At 71.1% G+C, this 24,569-nt stretch carries 21 protein-coding genes, 2 tRNA genes and 1 riboswitch; of the genes, 3 read left to right on the top strand and 20 right to left on the bottom strand.

What is annotated here, in order from left to right; all coding sequences use genetic code 11:
- Positions 1 to 15 precede the first annotated feature (15 nt).
- The 3 genes from ABD126_RS04015 to leuC all read right to left on the bottom strand — a co-directional run bounded on the left by ABD126_RS04015 (position 16) and on the right by leuC (position 2,950).
- On the bottom strand, positions 16 to 720 hold the full coding sequence (locus ABD126_RS04015) for an HU family DNA-binding protein (RefSeq protein WP_343932244.1): 705 nt from the start codon (positions 718 to 720) through the stop codon (positions 16 to 18).
- 209 nt (positions 721 to 929) lie between these two features.
- Positions 930 to 1,532: a 3-isopropylmalate dehydratase small subunit gene (gene leuD / locus ABD126_RS04010; RefSeq protein WP_343932243.1), complete on the bottom strand. Its 603-nt coding sequence runs from the start codon at positions 1,530 to 1,532 to the stop codon at positions 930 to 932.
- 14 nt (positions 1,533 to 1,546) lie between these two features.
- Positions 1,547 to 2,950 (bottom strand): 3-isopropylmalate dehydratase large subunit, encoded by a 1,404-nt coding sequence (leuC, locus tag ABD126_RS04005; protein ID WP_343932242.1) that lies wholly within the window; start codon positions 2,948 to 2,950, stop codon positions 1,547 to 1,549.
- A 69-nt stretch (positions 2,951 to 3,019) separates the two neighbouring features.
- On the opposite strand from leuC, the gene ABD126_RS04000 reads away from it, so the two are divergent.
- Entirely contained in the window at positions 3,020 to 3,721 is a 702-nt protein-coding gene (locus ABD126_RS04000; protein WP_170199751.1) for an IclR family transcriptional regulator, read from the top strand.
- A gap of 189 nt (positions 3,722 to 3,910) precedes the next feature.
- Here the strand turns inward: ABD126_RS04000 and ABD126_RS03995 are convergent.
- The 4 genes from ABD126_RS03995 to gltX all read right to left on the bottom strand — a co-directional run bounded on the left by ABD126_RS03995 (position 3,911) and on the right by gltX (position 6,597).
- Positions 3,911 to 3,983: transfer RNA gene (locus tag ABD126_RS03995), tRNA-Glu, on the bottom strand.
- Between the two features lie 110 nt (positions 3,984 to 4,093).
- Positions 4,094 to 4,165: transfer RNA gene (locus ABD126_RS03990), tRNA-Gln, on the bottom strand.
- A 102-nt stretch (positions 4,166 to 4,267) separates the two neighbouring features.
- The gene (locus ABD126_RS03985) at positions 4,268 to 5,005 is read right to left on the bottom strand and encodes an HAD family hydrolase (protein WP_343932241.1); all 738 of its coding nucleotides are present in this window, start codon (positions 5,003 to 5,005) and stop codon (positions 4,268 to 4,270) included.
- A gap of 104 nt (positions 5,006 to 5,109) precedes the next feature.
- The gene (gene gltX, locus ABD126_RS03980) at positions 5,110 to 6,597 is read right to left on the bottom strand and encodes a glutamate--tRNA ligase (protein WP_343932240.1); all 1,488 of its coding nucleotides are present in this window, start codon (positions 6,595 to 6,597) and stop codon (positions 5,110 to 5,112) included.
- 88 nt (positions 6,598 to 6,685) lie between these two features.
- On the opposite strand from gltX, the gene ABD126_RS03975 reads away from it, so the two are divergent.
- Positions 6,686 to 7,927 carry an FAD-dependent oxidoreductase gene (locus ABD126_RS03975; RefSeq protein WP_343932238.1) on the top strand — a complete coding sequence of 414 codons (1,242 nt, stop codon included), beginning with the start codon at positions 6,686 to 6,688 and terminating at the stop codon, positions 7,925 to 7,927.
- 170 nt (positions 7,928 to 8,097) lie between these two features.
- Here ABD126_RS03975 and ABD126_RS03970 read toward each other — a convergent pair whose 3' ends face one another.
- Positions 8,098 to 8,868, bottom strand: a complete 771-nt coding sequence (locus tag ABD126_RS03970) for a fumarylacetoacetate hydrolase family protein (protein ID WP_343932237.1) — start codon at positions 8,866 to 8,868, stop codon at positions 8,098 to 8,100.
- A 57-nt stretch (positions 8,869 to 8,925) separates the two neighbouring features.
- Between ABD126_RS03970 and ABD126_RS03965 the strand changes: the two genes are divergently transcribed.
- A complete protein-coding gene (locus ABD126_RS03965) occupies positions 8,926 to 9,516 on the top strand; it encodes a S1 family peptidase (RefSeq protein WP_343932236.1) in 591 nt (196 codons plus the stop codon).
- Here ABD126_RS03965 and cimA read toward each other — a convergent pair.
- The 12 genes from cimA to ilvC form a co-directional block, all read right to left on the bottom strand.
- On the bottom strand, positions 9,506 to 11,092 hold the full coding sequence (gene cimA, locus ABD126_RS03960) for a citramalate synthase (protein WP_343932235.1): 1,587 nt from the start codon (positions 11,090 to 11,092) through the stop codon (positions 9,506 to 9,508). The two genes, ABD126_RS03965 and cimA, sit on opposite strands and share 11 nt — an antisense overlap.
- Before the next feature lie 197 nt (positions 11,093 to 11,289).
- On the bottom strand, positions 11,290 to 12,264 hold the full coding sequence (locus ABD126_RS03955) for an ABC transporter substrate-binding protein (RefSeq protein ID WP_343932234.1): 975 nt from the start codon (positions 12,262 to 12,264) through the stop codon (positions 11,290 to 11,292).
- Positions 12,261 to 13,025, bottom strand: a complete 765-nt coding sequence (locus tag ABD126_RS03950; protein ID WP_343932233.1) for a heme ABC transporter ATP-binding protein — start codon at positions 13,023 to 13,025, stop codon at positions 12,261 to 12,263. Before ABD126_RS03950 ends, ABD126_RS03955 begins: the two co-directional genes overlap by 4 nt.
- Complete coding sequence (locus tag ABD126_RS03945; RefSeq protein WP_343932232.1) at positions 13,025 to 14,047, bottom strand: FecCD family ABC transporter permease; 1,023 nt, start codon at positions 14,045 to 14,047, stop codon at positions 13,025 to 13,027. The genes ABD126_RS03950 and ABD126_RS03945 overlap by 1 nt, the downstream gene beginning before the upstream one ends.
- 87 nt (positions 14,048 to 14,134) lie before the next feature.
- Positions 14,135 to 14,267: riboswitch (cobalamin riboswitch) on the bottom strand.
- 88 nt (positions 14,268 to 14,355) lie between these two features.
- Positions 14,356 to 15,396: a 3-isopropylmalate dehydrogenase gene (locus tag ABD126_RS03940; RefSeq protein ID WP_121226304.1), complete on the bottom strand. Its 1,041-nt coding sequence runs from the start codon at positions 15,394 to 15,396 to the stop codon at positions 14,356 to 14,358.
- A 238-nt stretch (positions 15,397 to 15,634) separates the two neighbouring features.
- Complete coding sequence (locus ABD126_RS03935; RefSeq protein WP_343932230.1) at positions 15,635 to 18,955, bottom strand: S8 family peptidase; 3,321 nt, start codon at positions 18,953 to 18,955, stop codon at positions 15,635 to 15,637.
- A gap of 264 nt (positions 18,956 to 19,219) precedes the next feature.
- The gene (locus ABD126_RS03930) at positions 19,220 to 19,438 is read right to left on the bottom strand and encodes a hypothetical protein (protein ID WP_343932229.1); all 219 of its coding nucleotides are present in this window, start codon (positions 19,436 to 19,438) and stop codon (positions 19,220 to 19,222) included.
- A 146-nt stretch (positions 19,439 to 19,584) separates the two neighbouring features.
- Positions 19,585 to 21,174, bottom strand: a complete 1,590-nt coding sequence (gene serA / locus ABD126_RS03925; RefSeq protein WP_343932227.1) for a phosphoglycerate dehydrogenase — start codon at positions 21,172 to 21,174, stop codon at positions 19,585 to 19,587.
- Between the two features lie 222 nt (positions 21,175 to 21,396).
- Entirely contained in the window at positions 21,397 to 22,278 is an 882-nt protein-coding gene (locus ABD126_RS03920; RefSeq protein ID WP_343932226.1) for a helix-turn-helix domain-containing protein, read from the bottom strand.
- A gap of 9 nt (positions 22,279 to 22,287) precedes the next feature.
- On the bottom strand, positions 22,288 to 23,130 hold the full coding sequence (locus ABD126_RS03915) for an alpha/beta fold hydrolase (protein ID WP_343932225.1): 843 nt from the start codon (positions 23,128 to 23,130) through the stop codon (positions 22,288 to 22,290).
- A gap of 81 nt (positions 23,131 to 23,211) precedes the next feature.
- On the bottom strand, positions 23,212 to 23,481 hold the full coding sequence (locus ABD126_RS03910) for a DUF397 domain-containing protein (protein ID WP_343932224.1): 270 nt from the start codon (positions 23,479 to 23,481) through the stop codon (positions 23,212 to 23,214).
- A 70-nt stretch (positions 23,482 to 23,551) separates the two neighbouring features.
- Positions 23,552 to 24,565, bottom strand: coding sequence for a ketol-acid reductoisomerase (gene ilvC / locus ABD126_RS03905; protein ID WP_343932223.1), 1,014 nt, complete (start codon positions 24,563 to 24,565; stop codon positions 23,552 to 23,554).
- Positions 24,566 to 24,569: the final 4 nt, after the last annotated feature.

The raw sequence follows: 24,569 nt of genomic DNA, 5'->3' as shown, positions 1-24,569 counted from the left end.
GCGCCCGGCCGGTTCTCACTTCTTGGCCGCGGTCTTCCGGGCGGCCGGCTTCTTGGCGGCTGCCGTCGTGGTGGACTTCGCCGCCGCCACCTTGGGGGCGGCCGGCTTCTTCGCCGCGGTCGTGGACTTCGCCGTGGCCGCCTTGGCCGTCGAGGCCTTGGCCGTGGACGCCTTGGTCGCGGTGCTCTTGGCAGCCGGAGCCTTGGCAGCCGGAGCCTTGGCGGCCGGGGCCTTGGCGGCGGTGGCCTTGGTGGTCGCCGCGGTGGTCTTCCGCGTGGCCGGGGCCTTCGTGGCCGCCGCAGCGGTACGCGCGGTGGTGCTGCGCGTGGCGCGCGTGGTGGTCGTGCGCGCGGTGGTGCTGCGGGTGGCCGGGGCCTTGGTCGAGGCGGCGGACTTGGCCGCGGCGGACGCGGCGGGCTTCGCCGCGGTGACCTTCGGCAGCTTCTTCGTGCCGCTGATGACGTCCTTGAACGTCGAACCCGCGCGGAACGCGGGAACGTTGGTCTTCTTGACCTTCACGGTCTCACCGGTGCGCGGGTTGCGAGCGGTGCGGGCCGCGCGGGCACGCTTCTCGAAGACACCGAAGCCGGTGATGTTGACCTTCTCGCCCTTGTGGACGCTGCGGACGATGACGTCGACCAGACCGTCGACGGCAGCGGCGGCGTTCTTCTTGTCGCCAAGGCGCTCGGCGAGCGCCTCGATGAGCTGGGCCTTGTTCACCTTCAGTCCCTCCCAGGACGCTCACGGCCCTAGTCGGGCCGACTGAAGGCCACGGTAAGCCCAAATGCAAGGAAATACCAATCGCCACGCCAGATTTTTCGTTGTGGCGTGGGCAATTACGACCGGTCGAGGGATGGCCCCGGGGGCTGTCCGGCGGGTGGCCCGGACCGGATTCCCGCTGATAGAAGGGGGAATCCGGTCCGGGAAAGTCACCTGGCGGGCGCCGGAACGGTGGTGGGCAACCAACCCGCCCGGTTCCGCTCGAACGTGGTGATGTCATCGGCGTGCCGCAGGGTCAGGGCGATGTCGTCCAAACCCTCCAGCAGCCGCCAGCGGGTGTACTCGTCGATGGTGAAGGGGGCGGTGAAGTCCTTCGCCACAACCGTCTTCGCGGCCAGGTCGACGGTCACCTCGGTGCCGGGGTCGTTCTCCAGCAGCTTCCACAGCAATTCGACATCGGACTGCTCGCACTGGGCGGCCACGAGGCCCTGCTTGCCGGCGTTGCCCCGGAAGATGTCGGCGAACCGGGAGGAGACGACCACCCGGAAGCCGTAGTCCATCAACGCCCAGACGGCGTGCTCCCGGGACGAGCCGGTGCCGAAGTCGGGTCCCGCGACGAGCACGCTGCCGGCCCGGAACGGTTCCTGGTTGAGCACGAACTGCTCGTCCCCGCGCCAGGCGGCGAACAGGCCGTCCTCGAACCCGGTGCGGGTCACGCGCTTGAGGTAGACGGCCGGGATGATCTGGTCGGTGTCCACGTTGGACCTGCGCAGGGGGACGCCGACGCCGGTGTGGGTGGTGAACGCTTCCATGTCGCTTGGGCTCCTCAGACCAGGTCGGCGGGCGAGGACAGGGTGCCGCGCACGGCCGTGGCGGCGGCCACGAGTGGCGAAACCAGGTGGGTGCGGCCACCCTTGCCCTGCCGGCCCTCGAAGTTGCGGTTGGAGGTGGACGCGCTGCGCTCGCCCGGCTTGAGCTGATCGGGGTTCATGCCCAGGCACATCGAGCACCCGGCCTGCCGCCACTCGGCGCCCGCCGCGAGGAACACTTCGTGCAGTCCCTCGGCTTCGGCCTGTGCGCGCACCCGCATGGACCCGGGGACCACGAGCATCCGGACGCCGTCGGCCACCTTGTGGCCCTTCAGCACGTCCGCGGCGGCGCGGAGGTCCTCGATGCGGCCGTTCGTGCACGAGCCGAGGAAGACGGTGTCGACGTGGATGTCGCGCAGCGGGGTGCCCGGCTCCAGGCCCATGTACGTCAGCGCCTTCTCGGCGGCCACGCGCTCGTTCTCGTCGACGATGGTCTCCGGGTCGGGCACCTTGTCGCCCAGCGGCAGGCCCTGGCCCGGGTTGGTGCCCCACGTGACGAACGGCGTCAGCTCGTCGGCGTTCAGGTGGACTTCGGCGTCGAAGGTCGCGTCGTCGTCGGTGCGCAGCGACTTCCAGTACTCCACCGCGGCGTCCCAGTCCGCGCCGGACGGGGCGTGCGGACGGCCCTTGAGGTAGTCGAACGTCGTCTGGTCGGGGGCGATCATCCCGGCGCGGGCGCCTGCTTCGATCGACATGTTGCAGACGGTCATGCGGGCTTCCATGGACAGCGCCTCGATCGCGCTGCCCCGGTACTCCAGGACGTAGCCCTGGCCGCCGCCGGTGCCGATCTTCGCGATGACCGCGAGGATGACGTCCTTGGCGGTCACGCCGGGCTTGAGGGCGCCCTCGACGGTGATCGCCATGGTTTTGAAGGGTTTGAGCGGCAGCGTCTGGGTGGCCATGACGTGCTCGACCTCGGACGTGCCGATGCCGAACGCCAGCGCGCCGAACGCGCCGTGCGTGGAGGTGTGGCTGTCACCGCACACGACGGTCATGCCGGGCTGCGTGAGGCCGAGCTGCGGACCGACCACGTGGACGATGCCCTGCTCCGCGTCGCCCATCGGGTGCAGCCGCACGCCGAACTCGGCGCAGTTCTTGCGCAGCGTCTCGACCTGGGTGCGCGACACCGGGTCGGCGATCGGCAGCTCGATGTCGATCGTCGGGACGTTGTGGTCCTCGGTGGCGATCGTCAGGTCGGGCCGGCGGACCTGGCGGCCCGCCAGGCGCAGCCCGTCGAACGCCTGCGGGCTGGTGACTTCGTGCAGCAGGTGGAGGTCGATGTAGAGCAGGTCCGGCTCCGCGCCACTGCCGTGGCGCACCACGTGTGCTTCCCACACCTTCTCCGCGAGCGTGCGGCTCATCGCTTCTCCCAGGATCTGGACAGTCGATAGATCTGGACTTCCCAGACAGTGGGAAGTTAGTATCGGCTTGTGGGACAGCATAGCGGGATCGGCGTGCTGGACAAGGCAGTGGCCGTCTTGAACGCCGTCGCAAAGGATCCGTGTGGGCTCGCCGAGCTGTGCAACCGGACGGGCTTGCCTCGGGCAACCGCGCACCGGTTGGCCGTGGGGCTCGAAGTGCACCGGTTGCTGCGACGGGGTTCCGACGGCCGCTGGCGTCCGGGCGCGGCATTGGCGGAACTGGCGGGCGGGGCGACGGACCCCTTGCTCGACGCGGCGTCCTCGGTGCTGCCGAGGTTGCGCGACATCACCGGCGAGAGCGTGCAGCTCTACCGGCGGGACGGGATGCAGCGGATCTGCGTGTCGTCGGCGGAGCCCCCGAGCGGCCTGCGCGACACCGTCCCGGTGGGGGCTCGGCTGCCCATGACGGCGGGTTCGGGCGCGAAGGTGCTGGCGGCGTGGGCGGATCCGGGCACGCAGCGTTCGGTGTTGGCCGACGCGGTGTACGGGGAGCGCACGTTGCTGGAGGTCCGGCGGCGCGGGTGGGCGCAGTCCGTGGCCGAGCGGGAACCGGGCGTGGCGAGCGTCTCGGCGCCGGTGCGGGACAGCACGGGGTCGGTCGTGGCGGCGGTGTCGGTGTCGGGGCCCATCGATCGGATGGGGCGGCGGCCTGGCGCGCGGTGGGCGGCTGATCTGTTGGCTGCCGCGGAAGCCCTCCAGTCGCGTCTGTAGGCGTTCGTCAAGCCCCGGGTTCCCTGTTGTGTTGTGGCGGGGGCGCCCGGGGCTTTGTCGTGCGCGAGAGCGTTGGCGGCGGGCGGGCAGGCCGGCGCGGGCCCCGTCGGGTGGTGCGCGGCGGTGAAGTCGAAAACGGGCGGGAAACGAAAGATCCCCCGGTGCTCGCGCACCGGGGGATCTTGTTTGTAGCCCCGAAGGGATTCGAACCCTCGCTACCGCCTTGAGAGGGCGGCGTCCTAGGCCGCTAGACGACGGGGCCCTAGGTTTCCGATCCACATCCTACCAGATCGGGTCATTCAGTTTTTTCAGCGGGTCTTGCTGTCCTGCTCGCCTGCGGTAGCTTAGCACATCTTTTTCCACCGCTTGCAGCTGGGGTACCAGGACTCGAACCTAGACTAACTGAACCAGAATCAGTCGTGCTGCCAATTACACCATACCCCATTGGCTTTCCGATCAACTTCCCCGTTCGCCTTGCTTCGGGGGGCTGTCCGTTCCGCCGGGGAGAATACTAGACCAAGCCCCCGGCGGAACGGAAATCGGGGGTCACGCCGAGGCGGCCGACAGCTCGCACACGAGGAGTTCGGGCAGCTCAGCGAGGCTGCTGATGGCTCGCACGCCGGTGGGCAGGGCGCCTTCGCGCGGGCCCTGGCGGTTCAGCCAGACGCCTTGCATGCCGGCGTCCCGCGCGCCTATCGCGTCGGCGTGCAGGCGGTCGCCCACGTGGACCGTGTCGCCCAATGCGACGCCGAGGTCGTTGCAGGCGGTGTCGAAGATCACGCGGTCCGGTTTCGCGGCGCCGACTTCGCCCGCGATCAGGACCGTGTCGAAATACTGGGCCAGGCCGAGCGCGGCGATCTTCACGCGCTGGTGGCGACCCGAGGCGTTGCTCACCGCGGCGAGCGGCAGACCGGCGGCGCGCAGCCATTCCAGGCACGGCACGACGTCGGGGAACAGCCGCCAGCCCGACGCCAGGACCTCCTGGCGGTGCAGCTCGCGACGGGTGGCCTCGGCGAGGCTGAGTTCCTCACCCAGCGCGGCGAAGAAGGCGCGGGTGCGGATGTTGCGCATGGACTCGTATTCGAGCTCGCCCGCGAGCAGCCGGGAACAGTGCTCGTCGGTGATGCGCTGCCACAGCGTCCAGTTGTCGGCGTTGCCGACCATCGCGGCCAGCGCGGCGCGGGACGAGGTGCTGTAGTCGACGAGCGTGTCGTCCACATCGAGGCTCACCGCGCGGATCTCGCCGGTTCTCCGGGGGGTGAAAGTCGGGGCTGCGGTTGTCACCCAGTGAGGCTAGGTGCGCGCAGCCCCCGTCCGACTCGACCAGAGAGGTGATATCTGGCGATTCTTGCACGGTCAAGCACCGCTGAACCGCCCGATCGCACCAGTCAGATTGACCCCAACGCGCGGCGCAATCGCCCGATCGAGCGATCCCGACCGAGCAACTCCATCGATTCGTACAGCGGAGGCGAGACGGTACGGCCCGTCACGGCAACCCGCACCGGGGCGAACGCCTTGCGCGGCTTGAGCCCCAGTCCGTCCACAAGGGACACCTTCAGCGCGTCCTCGATCGCGGCGGTCGTCCAGTCCCCCAACGCTTCCAGCGCGCTGATGCTCGCCTCCAGCACGGGGCGCGCGTCGGCGCCGAGCGCCTTGGCCGCGGACTCCTCCTCCGGCCGGAAGCCGTCCTCGTCGGTGAACAGGAAGCGGACCATGCCGGCGGCCTCGGACAGCACCACCAGGCGCTCCTGCACCAGCGGCGCGACGCCGCGCAGCGTCGCCAACTGCTCCTCGGACGGGTCCACCAGCACGCCGTCGGCCGCCAGGTACGGCAGCACGCGGTTGACGAAGTCCTCGGCGTCCAACGCGCGCAGGTGCGTGGCGTTGATCGCCTCCGCCTTCTTCAGGTCGAACCGCGCGGGGTTCGCGCTGATCTTCTCCAACGAGAACGCGGCGATCATCTCCTCGACGGAGAAGATGTCGCGGTCGTCCGCGATCGACCAGCCGAGCAGCGCGAGGTAGTTCAGCAGACCCTCGGGCAGGAATCCGCGGTCGCGGTAGTTGAAAAGGTTCGACTGCGGGTCGCGCTTGGACAGCTTCTTGTTGCCCTCGCCCATCACGTAGGGCATGTGCCCGAACCGCGGGGTGAAATCGGTCACGCCGATTCGCTGCAAGGCCGCATAAAGGCCGAGCTGACGCGGAGTGGACGGCAGGAGGTCTTCTCCGCGCAGCACGTGCGTGATGCGCATCAACGCGTCGTCGACCGGGTTGGTGAACGTGTAGAGCGGGTCACCGTTGGCGCGCACGACGACCGGGTCGGGCGTCGCGCCGGCCTTGAACGTGATCTCGCCGCGGATCAGGTCGTCCCACGTGTAGTCCTCGTCGGCCAGGCGCAGCCGCAGCACGGGCTCGCGGCCCTCGGCGCGGAAGGCGGCCTTCTGCTCGTCCGTGAGCGAGCGGTCGTGGTTGTCGTAGCCGAGCTTGGGGTCCTGGCCCGCGGCCTTGCGGCGCGCCTCGACCTCCTCCGGCGTGGAGAACGACTCGTACAGCTCACCCGCGGCGAGCAGCTTCTGCGCGATGTCCGCGTAGACGGCGCGGCGCTCGCTCTGCCGGTAGGGCGCGTGCGGGCCGCCGACCTCGGGGCCCTCGTCCCAGTCCAGGCCGAGCCAGGCCATCGCTTCGAGCAGCTGCTCGTAGGACTCCTGGGAGTCCCGTGCCGCGTCGGTGTCCTCGATCCGGAACACCATCTTGCCGCCGGTGTGCCGCGCGTACGCCCAGTTGAACAGGGCGGTGCGGATCAGGCCCACGTGCGGCGTGCCGGTCGGCGACGGGCAGAAGCGGACACGGACCTCTGGGGTGACTGCGGATTCGCTCATGACCCGATCAGCGTATCCGCCTTGACCGGCGGCCCCGACAGGAGCATCCTCAAGTTATTCAACCAGTGTTGAAAACGAGGTGGGGACGATGGAGAGGACCACGGTCGCGGTCGTCGGCGGAGGGCCGGCGGGCATGGTGCTGGGGCTGCTGCTGGCGCGCGCGGGGGTCGGGGTGGCGGTGCTGGAGAAGCACGGCGACTTCCTGCGCGACTTCCGCGGGGACACGGTGCACGCGTCCACGTTGACGCTGCTGGACGAGCTGGGCCTGGGCCCGTCCTTCGCGGACGTGCCGCACCAGCTCATGGAGAAGGTGCAGGTCGTGACCGACGGCGGGGTCGCCACGATGGCCGACCTGTCCCGGTTGCCGGGCCCGCACAAGCACATCGCGATGGTGCCGCAGTGGGACTTCCTCGACCTGCTCGCCGACGCGGCCAAGCGCGAAGAGTCCTTCACGTTGCTGATGGACGCGGAAGTCGTGGGGCTGGTGAAGTCCGGCACGCGGGTCACCGGCGTCCGCTACCGCACCCCGGACGGGGAACGCACGCTCGGCGCGGACCTGGTCGTCGCCGCCGACGGGCGCGGCTCGGCGGTGCGCCGGGAGGCGGGGTTGGCGGTGCGGGAGTTCGGCGCGCCCATGGACGTGTGGTGGTTCCGCGTGCCCCGGCACGCCGACGAGCCGAGCAACGGCCTGGGCCGGTTCTCGCGCGGCGTGGGCCTGGCGATGATCCCGCGCGGCGACTACTACCAGTGCGCCTTCCTGATCCGGAAGGGCACGGACCGGCAGTTGCGGGCGGAGGGCGTCGAGGCGTTCCGGCGGCGCGTGGCGGACCTGGCCCCGTGGATCGCCGACCGGTTGGCGACGATCGAGTCCCTGGACGACGTGAAGCTGTTGGACGTGAAGCTCGATCGCCTTCCGCGCTGGCACGGCGACGGTGTGCTGTGCATCGGCGACGCGGCGCACGCCATGTCGCCCATCGGCGGCGTCGGCATCAACCTGGCCGTGCAGGACGCCGTGGCGGCGGCCCGGGTCCTGGCCGCGCCGGCCCGGCGGGGCGAGCTGACCCCGGCCGTGCTGGCCCGCGTGCAGCGGAGGCGCTGGTTCCCGACCGTGGTGACCCAGGCGTTCCAACGCCGGATCCAGGACTCGTTCCTGCGCCCCACGCTGGAGGGCGAGAGGAGCGGGACGGCGGAGATGCCGCGCCCCATCGCGCTGCTGCAACGCTTCCCGGCGCTGCAAGCGGTTCCGGCGTACCTGGTGGCGATCGGCCTGCTCCCCGAACACGCCCCGCACTTCGCCCGCCGCGCACCACGCCGCATCACCCGGGGCTGATTGTCGGACCCCGGTGGGACAATGGAACCGGGGGCCGGAGGCCGCACCCGGGAAACCGGGGCCGAAGGCCGCACCCGCGTTCGGGGGAACCCGAGACCGAGCCGCGCCCGGGAAGCACGAAGCCGCGCTCGGCGGCTCCGAAGCACGGAGGAGCCGCCGAGCGCGGGACGTCAGCGGTTGGCGACCGGGTTGGTCAGCGTGCCCAGGCCCTCGACCGTCACCGACACCGACTGGCCGGCCGTGATCGGGCCCACGCCGGCCGGCGTCCCGGTCAGGATCACGTCCAGCGGGCGCAGGGTCATCACCGACGAGATGTACTCGATCAGCGCCGGGATGTCGTGCACGAGCAGCGAGGTGCGGGAGTCCTGCTTCAGCTCGCCGTCCACCGTCGTCCGGATCGCCACGTCGGTCGGGTCGAACTCGGTCTCCACCCACGGCCCCAGCGGGCAGAACGTGTCGAAGCCCTTGGCCCGCGTCCACTGGCCGTCGGTCTTCTGCAGGTCGCGCGCGGTGACGTCGTTGGCGATCGTGTAGCCCAGGATCGACTGGCGCGCCCGCGCCGCCGGGATGTCGCGCCCGCCGACGCCGACCACGACCGCCAGCTCGCCCTCGAAGTCCACCCGCTCGGACACGGCGGGCAGCTTGATCTCCGCGTTGGGCCCGATCACCGCGGTGTTGGGCTTGAGGAAGATCAGCGGGTTCTCCGGCACCTCGTTGCCGAGTTCGGCCGCGTGCTCGGCGTAGTTGCGCCCGACGCACACGATCTTGGGCGGCAGGAACGGCGCGAGCAGGCGGACGTCGGCCAGCGGCCACTTCCGCCCGGTGAACGTGGGGTTGGCGAACGGCTCGTCGGCGATCTCGACGGCGGTCAGGTCGTCGCCTTCGCCTTCGATCGCGGCGAAAGCGAGGCCATCCGGCTGGGCGATACGGGCAATGCGCACGCCGATCACCCTAACCGGCGGCTTGTGCGGCCACCCGTCGTCCCTAGCGTCGAAGGCATGCGAACCCTGCTCCTCGCCCTCACCCTCGTGAGCGCGACCACGCCGACGACAGCGGCGATCCCGCTCGAAGCGGGCACGCCCCTCACCTCCAGCACCGGCGCCCGGTGCGTCAACGGCTTCAACGCCGACGGCTACCTGCTGCTGCACCCGTCCTGCGCGGGCGCGGGCGCGACCGTCAAGGGCCCCGGCGGCGGGACCGTCGGACCCGTCGTCGCCGCCCGCCCCACCTACTCGATCGTGAAGGTCCTCGACCCGACGGTGTGGGACCAGCTCCCCCGCGCCGCCGGCGCCACCGTCACCGGCAGCGCCGAGGCCCCGGTCGGCGGCACGGTGTGCATGGTCAGCCCGACCACCGGCCGCCGCTGCGGCACCGTCACGGCCAAGAACGCGACGGTCACCTTCCCCCAGGGCACGATCTCGGGCCTCACCCGGGTGAACCTGTGCGCCCAGCCGGGCGACCAGTGGGCGGCCCTGACCAGCGGCACCCAGGCCCAGGGGCACGTCCTCGGCGGCTCGGGCTGCTCGACCTACTTCCAGCCGGTCAACCGGATCCTCGCCGCCGAGGGGCTGACCCTGCTCACCGGGTGACGCGCGAAGCCTTGTGCACCAGCGCGTCGCACAGGGCGAGCCAACTGGCCTCGACGATGTTCCCGTGCACGCCCACGGTGGTCCACTCGCGCTCGCCGTCGGTGGACTCCACCAGCACGCGGGTGACGGCGTCGGTGCCGTGTTGATCGGTGAGGATGCGCACCTTGTAGTCGTTCAGCTCCACACTGTCCAACCAGGACAGGTGGGGCAGCAGCGCCTTGCGCAGCGCCGCGTCCAACGCGTGCACCGGGCCGTTGCCCTCGGCGGTGGCGATGACCCGCTCCCCGGCCACGTGCACCTTGACGGTGGCCTCGGACACGATCGCCCCGTCCTGCCGGTGGTCGAGCACCACCCGGTAGGACTCCAGCGTGAACGGCGGCTCGTCCAGTTCGGACAGCTCGCGCTTGAGCAGCAGCTCCAGCGAGGCGTCGGCGGCCTCGAACGACCAGCCGCCCGCCTCCAGCTCCTTCACGGTGCGCACGACGTTGGTCAGCGCCTCCGGCCGGCGGGCCAGGTCGATCCCCAACTCACGTCCCTTGAGTTCGAGACTGGCCCGGCCCGCCATCTCGGTGACCAGCACCCGCATGTCGTTGCCGACGGTGTCCGGATCGATGTGGTTGTACAGCTCCGGATCGACCTTGATCGCGCTCGCGTGCAGCCCCGCCTTGTGGGCGAAGGCCGACGACCCGACGTAGGCCTGGTGGGTGTCGGGTGCGATGTTCGCGATCTCGGCAAGGGCATGGGAGACCCGGGTGAGCTCGGCCAGCGATTCGCGCGGTAGCACGGGCAGGCCGAGTTTGGTCACGAGGTTCCCGACGACGGCGAACAGGTCCGCGTTGCCCGCTCGCTCGCCGTAGCCGTTCGCGGTGCACTGGACGTGGGTCGCCCCCGCCTGCACCGCGGCGACGGTGTTGGCCACCGCGCAGGACGTGTCGTCCTGGCAGTGGATGCCGACGCGGAAGCCCGTGCGGGCGATCACGTCGGCGACGGTCTCGGACAGGCCCAGCGGCAGCTGTCCCCCGTTGGTGTCGCAGAGCACGACGACGTCCGCGCCGCCCTCCACAGCGGACTCCAGCACGCGCAGCGACGTGTCCGGGTCGAACGCGAAGCCGTCGAAGAAGTGCTCGGCGTCGAGGAACACGCGGCGGCCCTCGTCGACCAGGAAGCGGACGGTGTCGCGCACCATCGCGCAGTTCTCCTCGACGTCGGTGCGCAACGCCCGTTCGATGTGCCGGCGGTCCGACTTGGCCACCAGCGTCACGACCGGGGCGTGGGCGTCCAGCAACGCCCTGACCTGCGGGTCTTCGTGGACCTTGACCCCGGCCTTGCGGGTCGAGCCGAACGCCACGAGCTGGGCGTGCTTCAGCGTCAGGTCGCCCGCGGCGGCGCGTGCGAAGAACTCGGTGTCCTTGGGCAGCGCGCCCGGCCAACCGCCCTCGATGAACCCGACCCCCAGCGAGTCCAGCAGGCGCGCCACGGCCAGCTTGTCCGTGACGGAGTAGGAGATGCCCTCGCGCTGGGCACCGTCCCGCAGAGTCGTGTCGTAGACGTGGAAGGAATCGCCGAGCGTGGTCACCGGGGTCTCCTATGAGGATCTTGGAAAACAAAAAGACCCCCCGCAGGATGCGAGAGGTCGGCGCGCCGGGTGCTGAGGGAGCACTTACCCGGCGCGCTGGGAAATAATGATCACGGCGTGGAGAGCCACGTCCGCGATACTGCCACACCCGTCCGCGACATACCAAGCCACGGACGGGTGTTCCCACACTCTGGGCGTCAGCCGGCCAGGTACCGGGCGAACGCCTCGATGGCCGCCGGGTTGCGGGGGCTTTCCACGAGGGCCGCGTAGGGCAGCACGAAGAACCGCTTGTCCTTGATGGCCGGGACTTCCCGCAACGGTGCATACGACTCCAGGAACGCCCGCTTCTGCTCGGGCGTGGTGGCGTCGCCGTCGGCGTAGTCGTTGATCAGGACGACTTCGGGCGCGCGGGCGACGACGGCCTCCCAGCCGACGGTGGTCCAGCTGTCGTCCAGGTCGCCGAAGATGTTGTCCCCGCCGGACTTCCCGATCACGTCCTGCGGCGCGGCGTTCTTCCCGGCCGTGAAAGGCTGGTCCATGCCGCTGTCGTACAGGAAGACCTTCGGCCGGGGCTTGCCGGACACCAGTTTCTCCGCGTCCGCGACCTGCTTGCGGTACTGGGCGATGAGGGCGTCCGCGCGGTCCTCGACCTTGAAGATGGCGCCGAGGTTCTTCAGGTCCGTGTAGAGCGCCTCCAGCGGCGGCATGATGCCGCGCTGCTTGCCGATGCCGTTGCGGCACGCTTCGGTCAGTTGGTAGGTGGCGACGCCGAGCTGCTTGAGGGCGTCGGGGGTGAACCCGGTGCTCTCGGAGAACCCGTAGTTCCAGCCCGCGAAGACCAGGTCCGCGCCGGCGCCCTGGACGACCTCCTTGCTGATCTCCTCGGACAGCTTGGGCACCTTCGCGTAGTCGTCCTTCCAAGGCGAACCGGCGATGTCGCCCTGTTGGCTGTCGCCGACGACGTAGCCCGCCATGCGGTCGGTCAGGCCGAGCGCGAACATCATCTCGGTGATGCCCGTGTCGTTGGTGACGACCTTCGCCGGGGTGCGGTCGTAGGTGACCTTCTGGCCGCAGTTCTCCACCGTGACCGCCGTGCCGCCGCCCTCCGGCGCGGCGACCGTGGCGCCGCACCCCGTGGCGAGCAGGGCGACCAGCGCGACGAGCCTCTTCACGAACCGACCTCCGAGTGTTCGAACAGCAGTTGCGGCACCCCGCTCGTGGGGTGCGGGACGACGTGGGCCTCGACTCGGAAGACCTCGCGCAGGACCTCGCCCGTCAGGACTTCCCGAGGGGTGCCGCTGGTGTGGACGCGTCCCTCGTGGAGCACGTGGAGGCGGTCGCAGTGGGCGGCGGCGAGGTTCAGGTCGTGCAGGACGGTCAGGACCGTGGTGCCCAGGGAGCGCACCAGGCGCAGCACGGCGAGCTGGTGGCTGATGTCCAGGTGGTTGGTGGGCTCGTCCAGGACGAGCACCTCGGGCTGTTGGGCGAGGGCGCGGGCGATCAGCACGCGTTGCCGCTCGCCGCCGGACAGGCTGAGGAAGCTGCGGTCGGCGAGGTGGTCCGCGTCCATCCGGGACAGTGCTTCGGCGCAGATGTCGCGGTCTCGCGCGGTTTCCCGGTCGAACCCGGTCTGGTGCGGGAGGCGGCCCATGGCGACCACTTCGGTGACCGTGAAGTCGAACTCGACGTGGCTGTCCTGGGTGAGGGCGGCGAGGGACTTGGCGGACTCCTTGACCGGCATCCGGTCCAGCGGGGTGCCGCCGAGGCGGACGACGCCCGTGGTCGGTTTGAGTGCCCGGTAGACGCACCGCAGGGTGGTGGACTTGCCGCTGCCGTTGGGTCCGACGATGCCGTGCACCTCGCCGGTGCCGACGGTGAGCGTGACGTCGTGGAGGATGCGGTCGACGGCGAGCCGGTCGAGGACGACGTCCATCAGCGGCCCCCGAACACGTAACCGCGACCGCGCATGAGGAAGACGAAGCAGGGCACGCCGAGCGCGGCCGTGATGACGCCCAGCGGCAGTTCCTCGGGGGCGGCGAGCAGGCGGGCGGCGATGTCCACCCAGATCAGGAAGCAGGCGCCGGCCAGGGGTGCGACGGCGAGCACCTTGCGGTGGTCCGCGCCGACCGCGAGGCGGACCAGGTGCGGGAGCATGAGCCCGACGAACCCCACCGCGCCGCTGACGGCGACCAGCACGCCCGTCATCGCGGCGGTCACGACGAAGAGCGCTTTGCGGAGGCGGGCGACGTCCACGCCGAGGGTGGTGGCGGTCTCGTCCCCCATCGACATGGCGTTGAGGCGCTTGGCCTGGGTCCGGAGGTAGAGGGTGCCCGCGGCGACGGTCACGGCGGCCACCGGCAGGGACGTCCAGGTGACCCCGCCGAGGCTGCCCAACAACCAGAACATCGCGGCGCGCGCCGCCTCGCCGCGCGGGGACTGGAAGACCAGCAGCATGGCGATGGCGGAGAAGCCGTAGGCGCACGCCGTGCCGGTGAGGACGAGGCGGAGCGGGGTGAGGCCGTTCTTGCGGGCGGCGAGGTAGACCAGCGCCATCGCGGCGAGGGCCGAGAGGAAGGCGGCGGTGGAGAGCGCGTAGACGCCCAGCGACGCGAACAGGCCCGTCGTCGCGACCGCCGTGGCCCCGACGCTCGCGCCGCTGGAGATGCCGAGCACGTACGGGTCGGCGAGGGCGTTGCGGACCATGGCCTGGATCGCCACCCCGACCACGGCGAGCCCGGCCCCGACCACGGCGGCGAGGAGGACGCGGGGCAGGCGGATGTCCCAGACGATCCGGTAGAACCCGGCGTCCCGCGCCCCGATCGTGCCCCCGGTGACCCCCGCCCGCAGCAAGCGCACGACATCGTCGAACGGCACCCCGACCGGCCCCAGCGCCACACCGCAGACGATGGACAGGGCCAACGCGGAGCCGAGCGCCCAGCAGAGCTTGGACGTCATGGCCACCTCGACCTTCCGGACAGGTGGCCGTGCGGAACGCAGCGGCGAGGACCCGCGCATCCGTCCCGCAGACCACGGCAGGAGTAAGGAGCACAACGGCCACCTGCGGGTGATCGGGCTCGCCCTGGTCGGGCCTACCGTTGCGGGTCAGCGCCGGATTTCGACCGGCTTCCCCCATCAGGTGACTGGCCCGACCCTACGGGGTGGGCGGCGCGGTGATCGCGGGAGGGTGGTGGCCGTGGGCAGCGCGGGAAAACCGAAGGCCGCCCCGGGAGTGGGGCGGCCTTCGGTGGAAAGTGCCGTTCCGGTCAGGCGCCGGCGCGGGCGTTGCTGCTCACCAGGGCCGCCAGGCGGTCGCCGACCGCGTAGGTGGCGCCGGGGGACGAGTGGTCGCGGGTGGCCAGGTCGAAGGCCACCGACGCCTCGATCCGGCGGGCCGCCTCGTGCTCGCCCAGGTGGTCCAGCATGAGGGCGACGCTCAGGACGGCCGCGGTCGGGTCGGCGATGCCCTGGCCGGCGATGTCCGGGGCGCTGCCGTGGACCGGCTCGAACATGCTCGGGTTGCGCCGGGTCACGTCGAGGTTGCCGCTCGCCGCGAGACCGATGCCGCCGGTGACCGCCGCCGCCAGGTCGGTCAGGATGTCGCCGAACAGGTTGTCGGTCACGATCACGTCGTACCGCGCCGGGTCCGTGACCAGGTGGATCGTCGCCGCGTCCACGTGCTGGTAGGCCACCGTCACGTCCGGGTGCTGCAACGACACCTCCTCCACCACGCGCGACCACAGCGAACCCGCGTGCGTCAGCACGTTGGTCTTGTGCACCAGCGTCAGGTGCTTGCGGGGCCGGTTGGCCGCGCGGGCGAAGGCGTCCCGGACCACGCGCTCGACCCCGAACGACGTGTTGATCGACACCTCGGTCGCGATCTCGTGCGGGGTGTCCTTGCGGAGCAGCCCGCCGTTGCCGGCGTACAGGCCCTCCGTGCCCTCGCGCACGACCACCATGTCGATCTCCGGCGGGTCGGCGATCGGGCTGCGCACCCCGGGGTACAGCCGGGCCGGGCGCAGGTTCACGTGGTGGTCGAGTTCGAACCTCAGCCGGAGCAGGAGGCCGCGCTCCAGGATGCCGCTGGGGACCGACGGGTCCCCCACGGCGCCGAGCAGGATCGCGTCGTGCTGGCGGAGCTCACCCAGCACCGACTCCGGCAACAGCTCACCTGTGGCGTGCCAGCGCGCCGCGCCGAGGTCGTAGCGGGTGATCTCAGCCGCTGGAACGACCTCACCGAGCACCTTCAGGGCCTCGGCGACGACCTCGGGCCCGATCCCGTCTCCTGGGATCACTGCGAGCCGCATCCACACACCTCCCAGGTATCAGTCCCATTGCGCGGGACTAGTTTCCTTTGCGAAAGGCTACCGGTCGACACCCCGTTCGCCGCACTCGGAACACCCTTCTGTGGCCGTTTCTCCCGTACTGCGGGACACCCGAACGGTTCAGTGCCCCCGATCGGCCGTCACCCGATGGTCTTAAACGGCTCTGGCCGGTCGGGAGCAGTCCCGACCGGCCAGAGTGGGCTAAACCCCGGGTCCTACGTCACGACACCTGCGACGAGGTCCGGACCCGCGTCTTGACCACGTCCACCTTGTCACCGGTGGTGTTGTGGTGGTGCAGGACGAGCAGGCTGTCGGAGCCGTCGGTCGCCAGGGCCTCGGCGTCGCGGTTCACCACGAGCGCCGTGCCCGGCCGCGCCAGGTAGGACAGCGCGGCGTCGCCGCCGCCCTGCACCCACAGGCCCGGCTTGAGCGGGTCGAACGACGCCGGCGTGTCGATCGAGTCGACCAGGCCGTTCGTCGTGCCCGGCGCGACGTAGAAGCCCGCCACACCGGTCGTGTACGTGATGCGGGACGTGTTGGCGTTGACGTCGATGCCCAGCGCCGAGAGCAGCACCGGCAGGACCACGACGTTGGTGTCGAACACGTTGGTGTCCACGTCGCCGAACTGGCCGTTCACGCCCTGGATGTCGACGGTCTGGCCGGTCTTGAGGTCCACCGTGACCGCGACCAGGAGGTCGGTGTCGGTCAGCTTGTTGGCGTAGACCTCGTAGTCCGGCGTGCCGTCACCCGTGGTGTCGATGTCGACGAACGGGATGGTGTTGTTGCCCAGGTTGTACCAGTTTCCCCAGGTCGCGATGCCGAACGCGAGCAGCGCCTGCTCCGGGGCGCCCTGCTGCTTGGCCAGCGGCGCGGTGGACGTGACGCCCACGTACCGCAGGTCGCCGCCCTTGGCGGTGTCGTTGAGCGTGCAGTTGGTCGTCACCGACCGGCGGCACTCGCGCAGCTTCGGCGAGGTCTGCTGCAACTCCAGGACGCTCACCAGGGACCGGTAGGCGCCCTGGTTGACGCCGCGGCCGGTCAGGTTCAGCACCGACTGCGTGCCCGGCCCGCGGAAGGTGACGCGGTCGGGGGCGTTGATGTCGGCGGCCGGCTTCGGCGCCGAGTACACCGGCACCCGCAGCGGGACCGTGCTGCCGCTCTTCGGCGTGAACACGACCCGGCCGGACGCGTCGGCCAGGAACTGGCGCGGCACGTCGAGGTGGGTGGCCTCGATCGTCGGGTCGACCGTCTTGCGCAGGTCACCCGGCTTGTCGATCTTCAGCGTGACCTGGACCCGCGCGACGCCGCGCGGGCTGAGCCGCACCGACTTCTGCGACAGCTCGTAGCGCACGCCCGGGATGGTGGTCAGCGCCTGGTAGTCGACGGTGTAGTCGACCCACTTGGTGGACTTGTTGACCACCTTGATGGTCTTGGTCAGCGACACCGGCCCGGTCACCTCGACCGTGCCGAACGACGCGCTCACCGAGCCCGGGTCGTCCTGGACCATGGCCAGCACCTGGTTCTCCAGGGCGGCCTTGCCGTCGATGCGGCCGGAACCGACGCGGTTGGGCGCGTAGGTCTTGCCGTCGGCCTTCACGTCCGCGGAGGCGCTGTTCATGACCGCGGCCTTGACCTCTTCCGGGGTCCAGTCCGGGTGCGCCTGGCGGACCAGCGCCGCGATGCCCGTGGTGTGCGGGGCGGCCATGGAGGTGCCGCTGATCACCAGGGTCTTGTTGCCGGAGCCGACCTGGGCGGAGGCGATGGAGTCGCCGGGGGCCGCCACGTCGGGCTTGACGACCGGGCCGCGCACGCCGCGCGAGGTGAACGAGCTGGGCGTGTCGGTGATCGACTGGTCGTAGGTCGGCAGCACGGTGCGCAGGTCGCCCGCGAGGCGCAGGGACAGCGTGCCGGCGGTGACGGCCGGGCGCAGGGCGTTGGTCGCCGAACCGGTGAACTGCAGCACCGGGATGGCGGCGTTGCCCGCGATGCCCGCGCTGAAGTGCTCCAGGGTGGAGGAGAACACCGCGCCGACCGCGCCCGCGGCGGTGACGTTGTTCGACCGGCCACCGGAGCCGCAGCGGCGGCTGGCGTCGTTGTCGTCCCACTCCAGCCAGGCGATCTTGCCCGCGACGGCGGCCTTGTCGGCGGCCGACAGCGGGAGGCACCCGTCCTTGTTGCCCGGGTCGCTCAACGGGACGACGGCGGCCGTGACCGACTTGCCCTCGTAGTTGAAGTTCTGGCTGTACTGCCCGGCCTGGCGGCCCGGCGTCGGCGCGACGACCTCGGCCGCGTCGCGCAGCACGAACGCGTCCCGCGTGCTGGCCACGGTCAGCGCCTCGGGGGTGCTGCCCGGCGAGCCGCCGATGTCGTACAGGTCGCCGCCGTTGCCGGCGGAGAACACGGTGACCACGCCGGAGGCGTTGAGCTTGCGGACGAACAGGCTGTCCGGGTCGTCCGGCGCGCCGTAGTCCGAGCCCAGGGACAGGTTGACCACGTCGAGGTGGTCGGAGAAGTCGCCGTCGCCGTCGGGGTCGAGCGACCAGTCCAGGGCCTGCGCGGTGACGTTGGTCGAACCGTCGCAGCCGAACACCTTCAGCGCGTAGAGCAGGGCCTTCGGCGCGGTGCCGGGGCCGATGCGCATCGCGTTGAGCGAGTCCTCGGTGAGCTTGGTGTAGTCGCCCGTGAACGTGGTGCCGTCGGCGTTGACGCCGAAGCCCGCGGCGGTGCCGGCGACGTGCGAGCCGTGGCCGTTGCAGTCGATCGGGTTCGGGTCCGGCTTCGGCGTGTTGACCGCCGGGTCGGTACTGCCGCCGTCGTAGGCGTTGCCAACGAAGTCGTAGCCGCCGACGACCTTGGCGGTCGGGAAGTAGCTCGCGTCGACCTTGGTCTCGTCGATGGCCTGGAAGGCCTCGATCGTGCCCGGACCGGCGAAGTCGGCGTGGGTGTAGTCGATGCCGGTGTCGATGATGCCGACGCGGACGTCGTCACCGAGCTTGCCGTACTGCTGCCACGACTTGAGCGTGTTGGTCAGCTGCACGGCGCTGGAGTTCTGCCGGGACTTCGGCACGACCGTGCGCACGGACTTCACGTCCGGGCGCTGGGCCAGCTCGCGCACCTTGTCGGCGTCGGCCGTGACGACCACGCCGGGCACGCCGTTGGACGTCCGGTAGAGCTCCTTGGTGGCGGAGTCCTTGGCCTTCAGCTCGCCGACGACCTGGTCGGCCTTGCGGCCGGTGTCGTTCCTGGTGGCCTTGGCGGCGTCCTTCGCCTGCTGCTTCGACGCGCCCTGGCTGGTCTTCTCCGCGTAGGTGTCGACGGCGGGCTTGGCCTCCAGCTCGACGAACGCGGTGACCTTGCCCTGCGCGGACGACAGCCGCTTGCCCACCTTCAACTGCAACTTGCCGGCGTCCAGCCCGTTCGCGGTCGCGACGGACTCCGCCAGCTGATCTTCCGCGGCCAGTGCCGTCCCGGTGGAAGCCGCGAGGAGGATCGCGGCCAGCACCGGTGCGGCTGATCTGGCGACAACGCGAGATCGGCTCACAACGTGCCCCAAATGAGGTCGGATACGACCCTCGGGCGGCCCAGCCACATCGGGTAGGGGGCAGGCGCCCGCGTGGTGCCGTGCCCTCTACGGCACCGGGTCAACCTCGTGGGGGAACCTAATCGCTCTAGAGAGCCGGACGATTACTCCGACCGAGTGACGACAACCACAGATTTGACAATCAACGGTGAACTGTCACACCACCGGGACCTGCGGCGATATAACCAGATCGGGAAACCGGTAACAACCCGACCACGCCACGCATCACGAACGCCACACGCCGAGCCACACGCCCGCGCCAAGCCGCCGCGCCCGCCAGCCGCACGCCCGCCGCGCCGCCGCACGCCCGCCGCCGCACGCCCGCCGCACGCCCGCCGCGCCAGCCGCAGGCCCGCCGCGCCCGCCAGCCGCACGCCCGCCCTGCCAGCCGCACGCCAGCCGCAGGCCCGCCGCGCCCGCCAGGCGCACGCCCGCCCGCCGCACGCCTGCACCGCCCGCCCTCACGGCGCACGCCCGCCGCCGAGCAACACGCCCGCCAAGCCGCCGCGCCACGCCACCCGCGCCGCATCCCCCACAGGACGCGAAGGGCCGGGGTCCGCGACGGACCCCGGCCCCGAAGGAACCTCAGCTCACTCGAAGTCGACCGCGCGCACCGTGCGGGCACCGACCGCCGCGCCGATCGGGTCCAGCACGGCGGTGTCCACCGGGCGGTCCACGCGCAGCAGCATGAACGCGTCCGCGCCGTCCTTGGTCTGGCTGATCTGGGCCGCCTCGACGTTCACGCCCGCCTCGCCGAGCAGGGTGCCGACGGTGCCCATCACGCCCGGCCGGTCCGGGTACTCCAGCAGCAGCACGTTGCCCTCGGCGCGCAGGTCGAAGCTGCGGCCGTTGATGCCGACCAGCTTCTCCACCTGGTCCAGACCCGTGAGCGTGCCCGACACCGTGGTGGTCGAGCCGTCGGCGTGGACCGCGCGGATGGTCACCAGGCTGCGGTGGTTGGCGCTCTCCGGCTCCTTCACCAGGTCCACCGCCACGCCCAGCGACGCGGCCAGGCTCGGCGCGTTGACGAAGGTCACCTGCTCCTCGACCACGCTGGAGAACACGCCGCGCAGCGCGGCCAGCGGCAGGACGGCCACGTCCTCGTTGGACAGTTCGCCGCGCACCTCGATGGTCACGCTGGTCGGGGCCTTGGAGCTGAGGGCCGACACGACCGTGCCGAGCTTCTGCACCAGCGGCAGGTACGGGCGGACCTCCTCGCCGACCACGCCACCGCCCTGAACGTTCACCGCGTCCGGCACGAACTCGCCCTGCAGCGCCAGCAGCACCGACTTGGCCACGTCCGTGCCCGCCCGGTCCTGCGCCTCCGTGGTGGACGCGCCCAGGTGCGGGGTGACGACGACGTTCTCCAGGCCGAACAGCGGCGACTCGGTGGTGGGCTCGGTGCTGAACACGTCGATGCCCGCGCCGCCGACCTGGCCGTCGCGCACCGCGTCGGCCAGCGCCTGCTCGTCGACGAGGCCGCCGCGCGCGGCGTTGACGATGATCACGCCCCGCTTGGCCTTCGCGAGCTGCTCCGCGCCGATGAGGCCCTTGGTCTCCGGCGTCTTGGGCAGGTGGATCGAGATGAAGTCGGAGCGCTCCAGCAGCTCCTCCAGCGTCACCAGCTCGATGCCCAGCTGCGCGGCGCGCTGCGCGCTCACGTAGGGGTCGTAGGCGATGATCGTGGTGCCGAACGCGGCCAGCCGCGCCGCGAACAGCTGCCCGATCTTGCCCAGGCCGACCACGCCGACGGTCTTGCCGTGGACCTCGACGCCGTTGAACCTGCTGCGCTTCCACTCGTGGTTCTGCAGGGTGGCGTGCGCGGCCGGGACCTGGCGGGCGGTGGCCAGCAGCAGGGCGACGGCGTGCTCGGCGGCGCTGACGATGTTGGACGTCGGCGCGTTCACCACCATCACGCCGCGCTCGGTCGCCACCGGCACCTCGACGTTGTCCAGGCCGACACCCGCGCGGGCCACCACCTTGAGCTTCGTGGTCGCCTCGAACACCTCGCGGTCCACCTTGGTCGCGGAGCGCACCAGCAGCGCGTCGGCGTCGGCCACGGCGGCGAGCAGCGCGGGACGGTCGGTGCCGTCGACGTGGCGCACTTCGAGACCGTCGCCGAACACGTCGAGCACGGACGGGGCGAGCTTCTCGGCGATCAGGACAACGGGCTTGGTCACGGACGTGCTCCCGGTGGTGTGCAAGACGGGTGGGGAGCGCGGGGCCGTATCCAGCGAGCCGAGACCCGCGCCGGCCGGCCACGGCGATGTGTCCGGGTTGTTAACGAGCATAGTCAGCGGCGGTCCGCTCCGGTGAACCCGGGTGCCGTGTCTCACCTGCTGGTTTCCGGTACGACCGTTCTACTTGGACGTCCGCTGGAGGTCCTCGAACCCGATGGCGGTTCACCAGACGTCGGGGATGCGGCGGCCTGCCGCTGCGGGGTTCCGCGTCGGCGATGAGGCCGGCCACGCGATGTCGTCGATCGCGAGCCACGGCGCGACGGCCAGGGCCGAGGGTGTGAGCCCGGTGAACGCCTTGACCTCGCGGTGGAGGTGGGACTGGTCGACGTAGCCGCTCTCGGCGGCGACGCCGGCGGCGGCGCGACCCGCCGCGAGGAGGTGGGCCGCGTGGTCGAACCGCACCAGTCGGGCGACGCGTTTGGGGCTGCTTCCGAGCTGGGCCCCGAAGCGGGACCACAGGCGCTTGCGGCTCCAGCCGACCTCGCCCGCCAGGCTGTCGACCCGTACCAGTCCCCGGCCGGCGAGCGTCCGCCGCCAAGCGTGGGCGACCTCCGGATCGACCGGCGAGCGGGACTCCAGCCGTCGGCCGAGGGCGTCGGCCGCGATGGTGAACCGCTCGTCCCACGACGCGGCGGCGCGCAACCTGTCCTCGACCCGCCTCGCGTCGCGACCCCAGACGTCCGCGAGGGGAGCCATCGTCCCGCTCAGCTCGGGTGCTGCGCCGAGCGCCGCGGCGGCCACGTCCGGCTCCAGCCGGATCTGGAGACACTCGCCCACGTCGCCGCCCGCCCGCAGTTCGCCGGGCATCAGCCCGATGACGACGCTGCCGCGCTCGTGCCGGCCGCGGCTGTCGCAGACGATGCCTTCTCCCCCGCCCAGGTCGATGAGCAGGGTGACGGCCGGGTGCGCGACCATGGCGATGTCCAGGGGAGCGGGGACGCGCCGGCGGAACCCGGCCATGCTGATCCCCGGCAGCCGATCCGGCCGGCGCGGGACCGCGATGTCCACCGTCGTCCAGTCCGGTGGTGCCCCGGTCGGCGTCACGTGGCCAGTCTAGGCATCGGAGGCCGTGGGCGGGGCGCCGACGACCCGTTGCCGCGAGGTCCAGTCCAGCAGCAGTTCGCCGGTCGTCTCGGGTGCTTCGAGCATGGGGATGTGCCCGACGCCGGGCAGCAACTCGATCCGCGCGTTCGGCACCACCTCGTACTGGTGCGCCGACGACGGGTCCCAGCGCGGGTCGGCGGCGCCGAAGATCACCAGCACCGGGACGGCGAGGGCGGCGAGACGATCGGGCACGCCGCGCTCCGCGATGTACGCGGTGTTGCGGCGCAACGACATCCTGAAGGCGCGGTATGAGGTCCGCTTGAGATCGGCGACCGCCTCGTCGGCTATCTCCACCGGGCGAGCGGTCGTTGCCCCGATTCCCGTGCGGATCATGGCATCCGAACGCCTCGACCAGATCAGCGGGCCGAGGGGCGGCCCCATCAGGACCCGGAAGATCAACGGCTGGGGAAGCAGCGCCTCCGGGCGCGGGCCGCTGCTGATCAGCGCGACCGACCGCACCAGGTCGGGGCGCTGTTCGGCGAGCGCGGTGGCGGCGTAGCCGCCGCTGGAATGCCCGACGACGGCGACGTGGCGCAGGCCGAGGTCGTCGAGCACCGCCGCCACCCGGCTCGCCTGCGCGGGCACGTCGTAGGACGCCGGGGGCGGGGACTGGCCGCAGCCCGGGAGGTCGACCCGGATGACGTGGTGGTGGTCGGCGAGCGCCGGGACCACCGGGCTCCACGAGGCGCCCGAGGCCCCCGACCCGTGGATGAGCAACAGCGGCGGCGCCTGCCGCGGGCCGTCGTGCACCACGTGGATCCCGTGCGAATGCTCAACACCGTTCTCGCCCATGCGGGAGATGCTGCGCGGGCCACCGGCTCCCGGTCTTGGACAAATGTCCCCGCGGGAACGATCCTCGACACCACGGCGGGATCACCAGGGTTCGTCGAACTCGCCGTCCTTGACGCCCAGGATGAACGCTTCCCACTCGGCCGGAGTGAAGACCAGCACCGGGCCCTCGGGGTGGGCGGAGTTGCGCATCGCCGTGTACGTCACGCCGTCGGTGTGCTCGACGAACGCGATCTCGACGTGTTCGTCCTCGTCCTCCGCGCCCTCGTCGCTGCGGATCCACGACGCGCCGGTCAGGTCCAGGTTGCCCCGGACGTGGGCCTTGTCGTCGTAGATCGGCGCGCTGTCACTCATGACGGGTAGGTATACCGGAGCCCGCGGCGAGTGAGAACACCGCGGGCTCCGTCTGGTGAGTGGCTCGTGATCAGGCCGTTTCGGTGATCGGCCGGTCGACCCAGGACATCAGGCCGCGCAGCTTCTTGCCGACCTCCTCGATCGGGTGCTGCTCGCCCTCCTGCTGCAACTTCTTGTAGTTGCCGCGGCCGGCGTCGTCCTCGTTCACCCACTCGGTGGCGAAGGTGCCGTCCTGGATCTCGCCCAGGATCTTGCGCATCTCCTCCTTCACGGCCGGCGTGATGACGCGCGGGCCGCGGGTGAGGTCGCCGTACTCGGCGGTGTCCGAGATGGAGTACCGCATGCGGGCGATGCCGCCCTCGTACATGAGGTCCACGATCAGCTTCAGCTCGTGCAGGCACTCGAAGTAGGCGACCTCCGGGGCGTAGCCCGCCTCGGTCAGCACCTCGAAGCCCGCCTGCACCAGCGCGGACGCGCCGCCGCAGAGCACCGCCTGCTCACCGAACAGGTCGGTCTCGGTCTCCTCCTTGAACGTCGTCTTGATGACGCCCGCGCGGGTGCCGCCGATGGCCTTGGCGTACGCCAGCGCCAGCGCCTGCGCGTTGCCCGACGCGTCCTGCTCGACCGCGATCAGCGCGGGCACGCCCTTGCCGTCCACGAACTGGCGGCGCACCAGGTGGCCCGGGCCCTTCGGCGCGACCATGGCCACGTCCACGTTGGACGGGGCCTCGATCAGGCCGTAGCGGATGTTGAAGCCGTGGCCGAAGAACAGCGCGTCGCCGTCCTTGAGGTTGGGCGCGATGTCCTGGGCGTAGATGTGCCGCTGCGCGGTGTCCGGCGCCAGGATCATGATCACGTCGGCCTCGGCCGCCGCCTCGGCGTTGGACAGGACGCGCAGGCCCTCCTCCTCCGCCTTGGCCGCGGACTTCGAGCCCTCGCGGAGACCGATCCGCACGTCGACGCCGGAGTCGCGCAGGCTCAGCGCGTGGGCGTGGCCCTGGCTGCCGTACCCGATGACCGCGACCTTGCGCCCCTGGATGATGCTCAGGTCGGCATCGTCGTCGTAGAAGATCTCGACGCTCACTGTT

Origin of the sequence: Saccharothrix mutabilis subsp. mutabilis, assembly GCF_039521145.1 — a bacterium.
Lineage (GTDB): Bacteria > Actinomycetota > Actinomycetes > Mycobacteriales > Pseudonocardiaceae > Actinosynnema > Actinosynnema mutabilis.
Note: the sequence above shows the minus strand (reverse complement) of the source record. Positions and strands in the feature narration are given on the sequence as shown.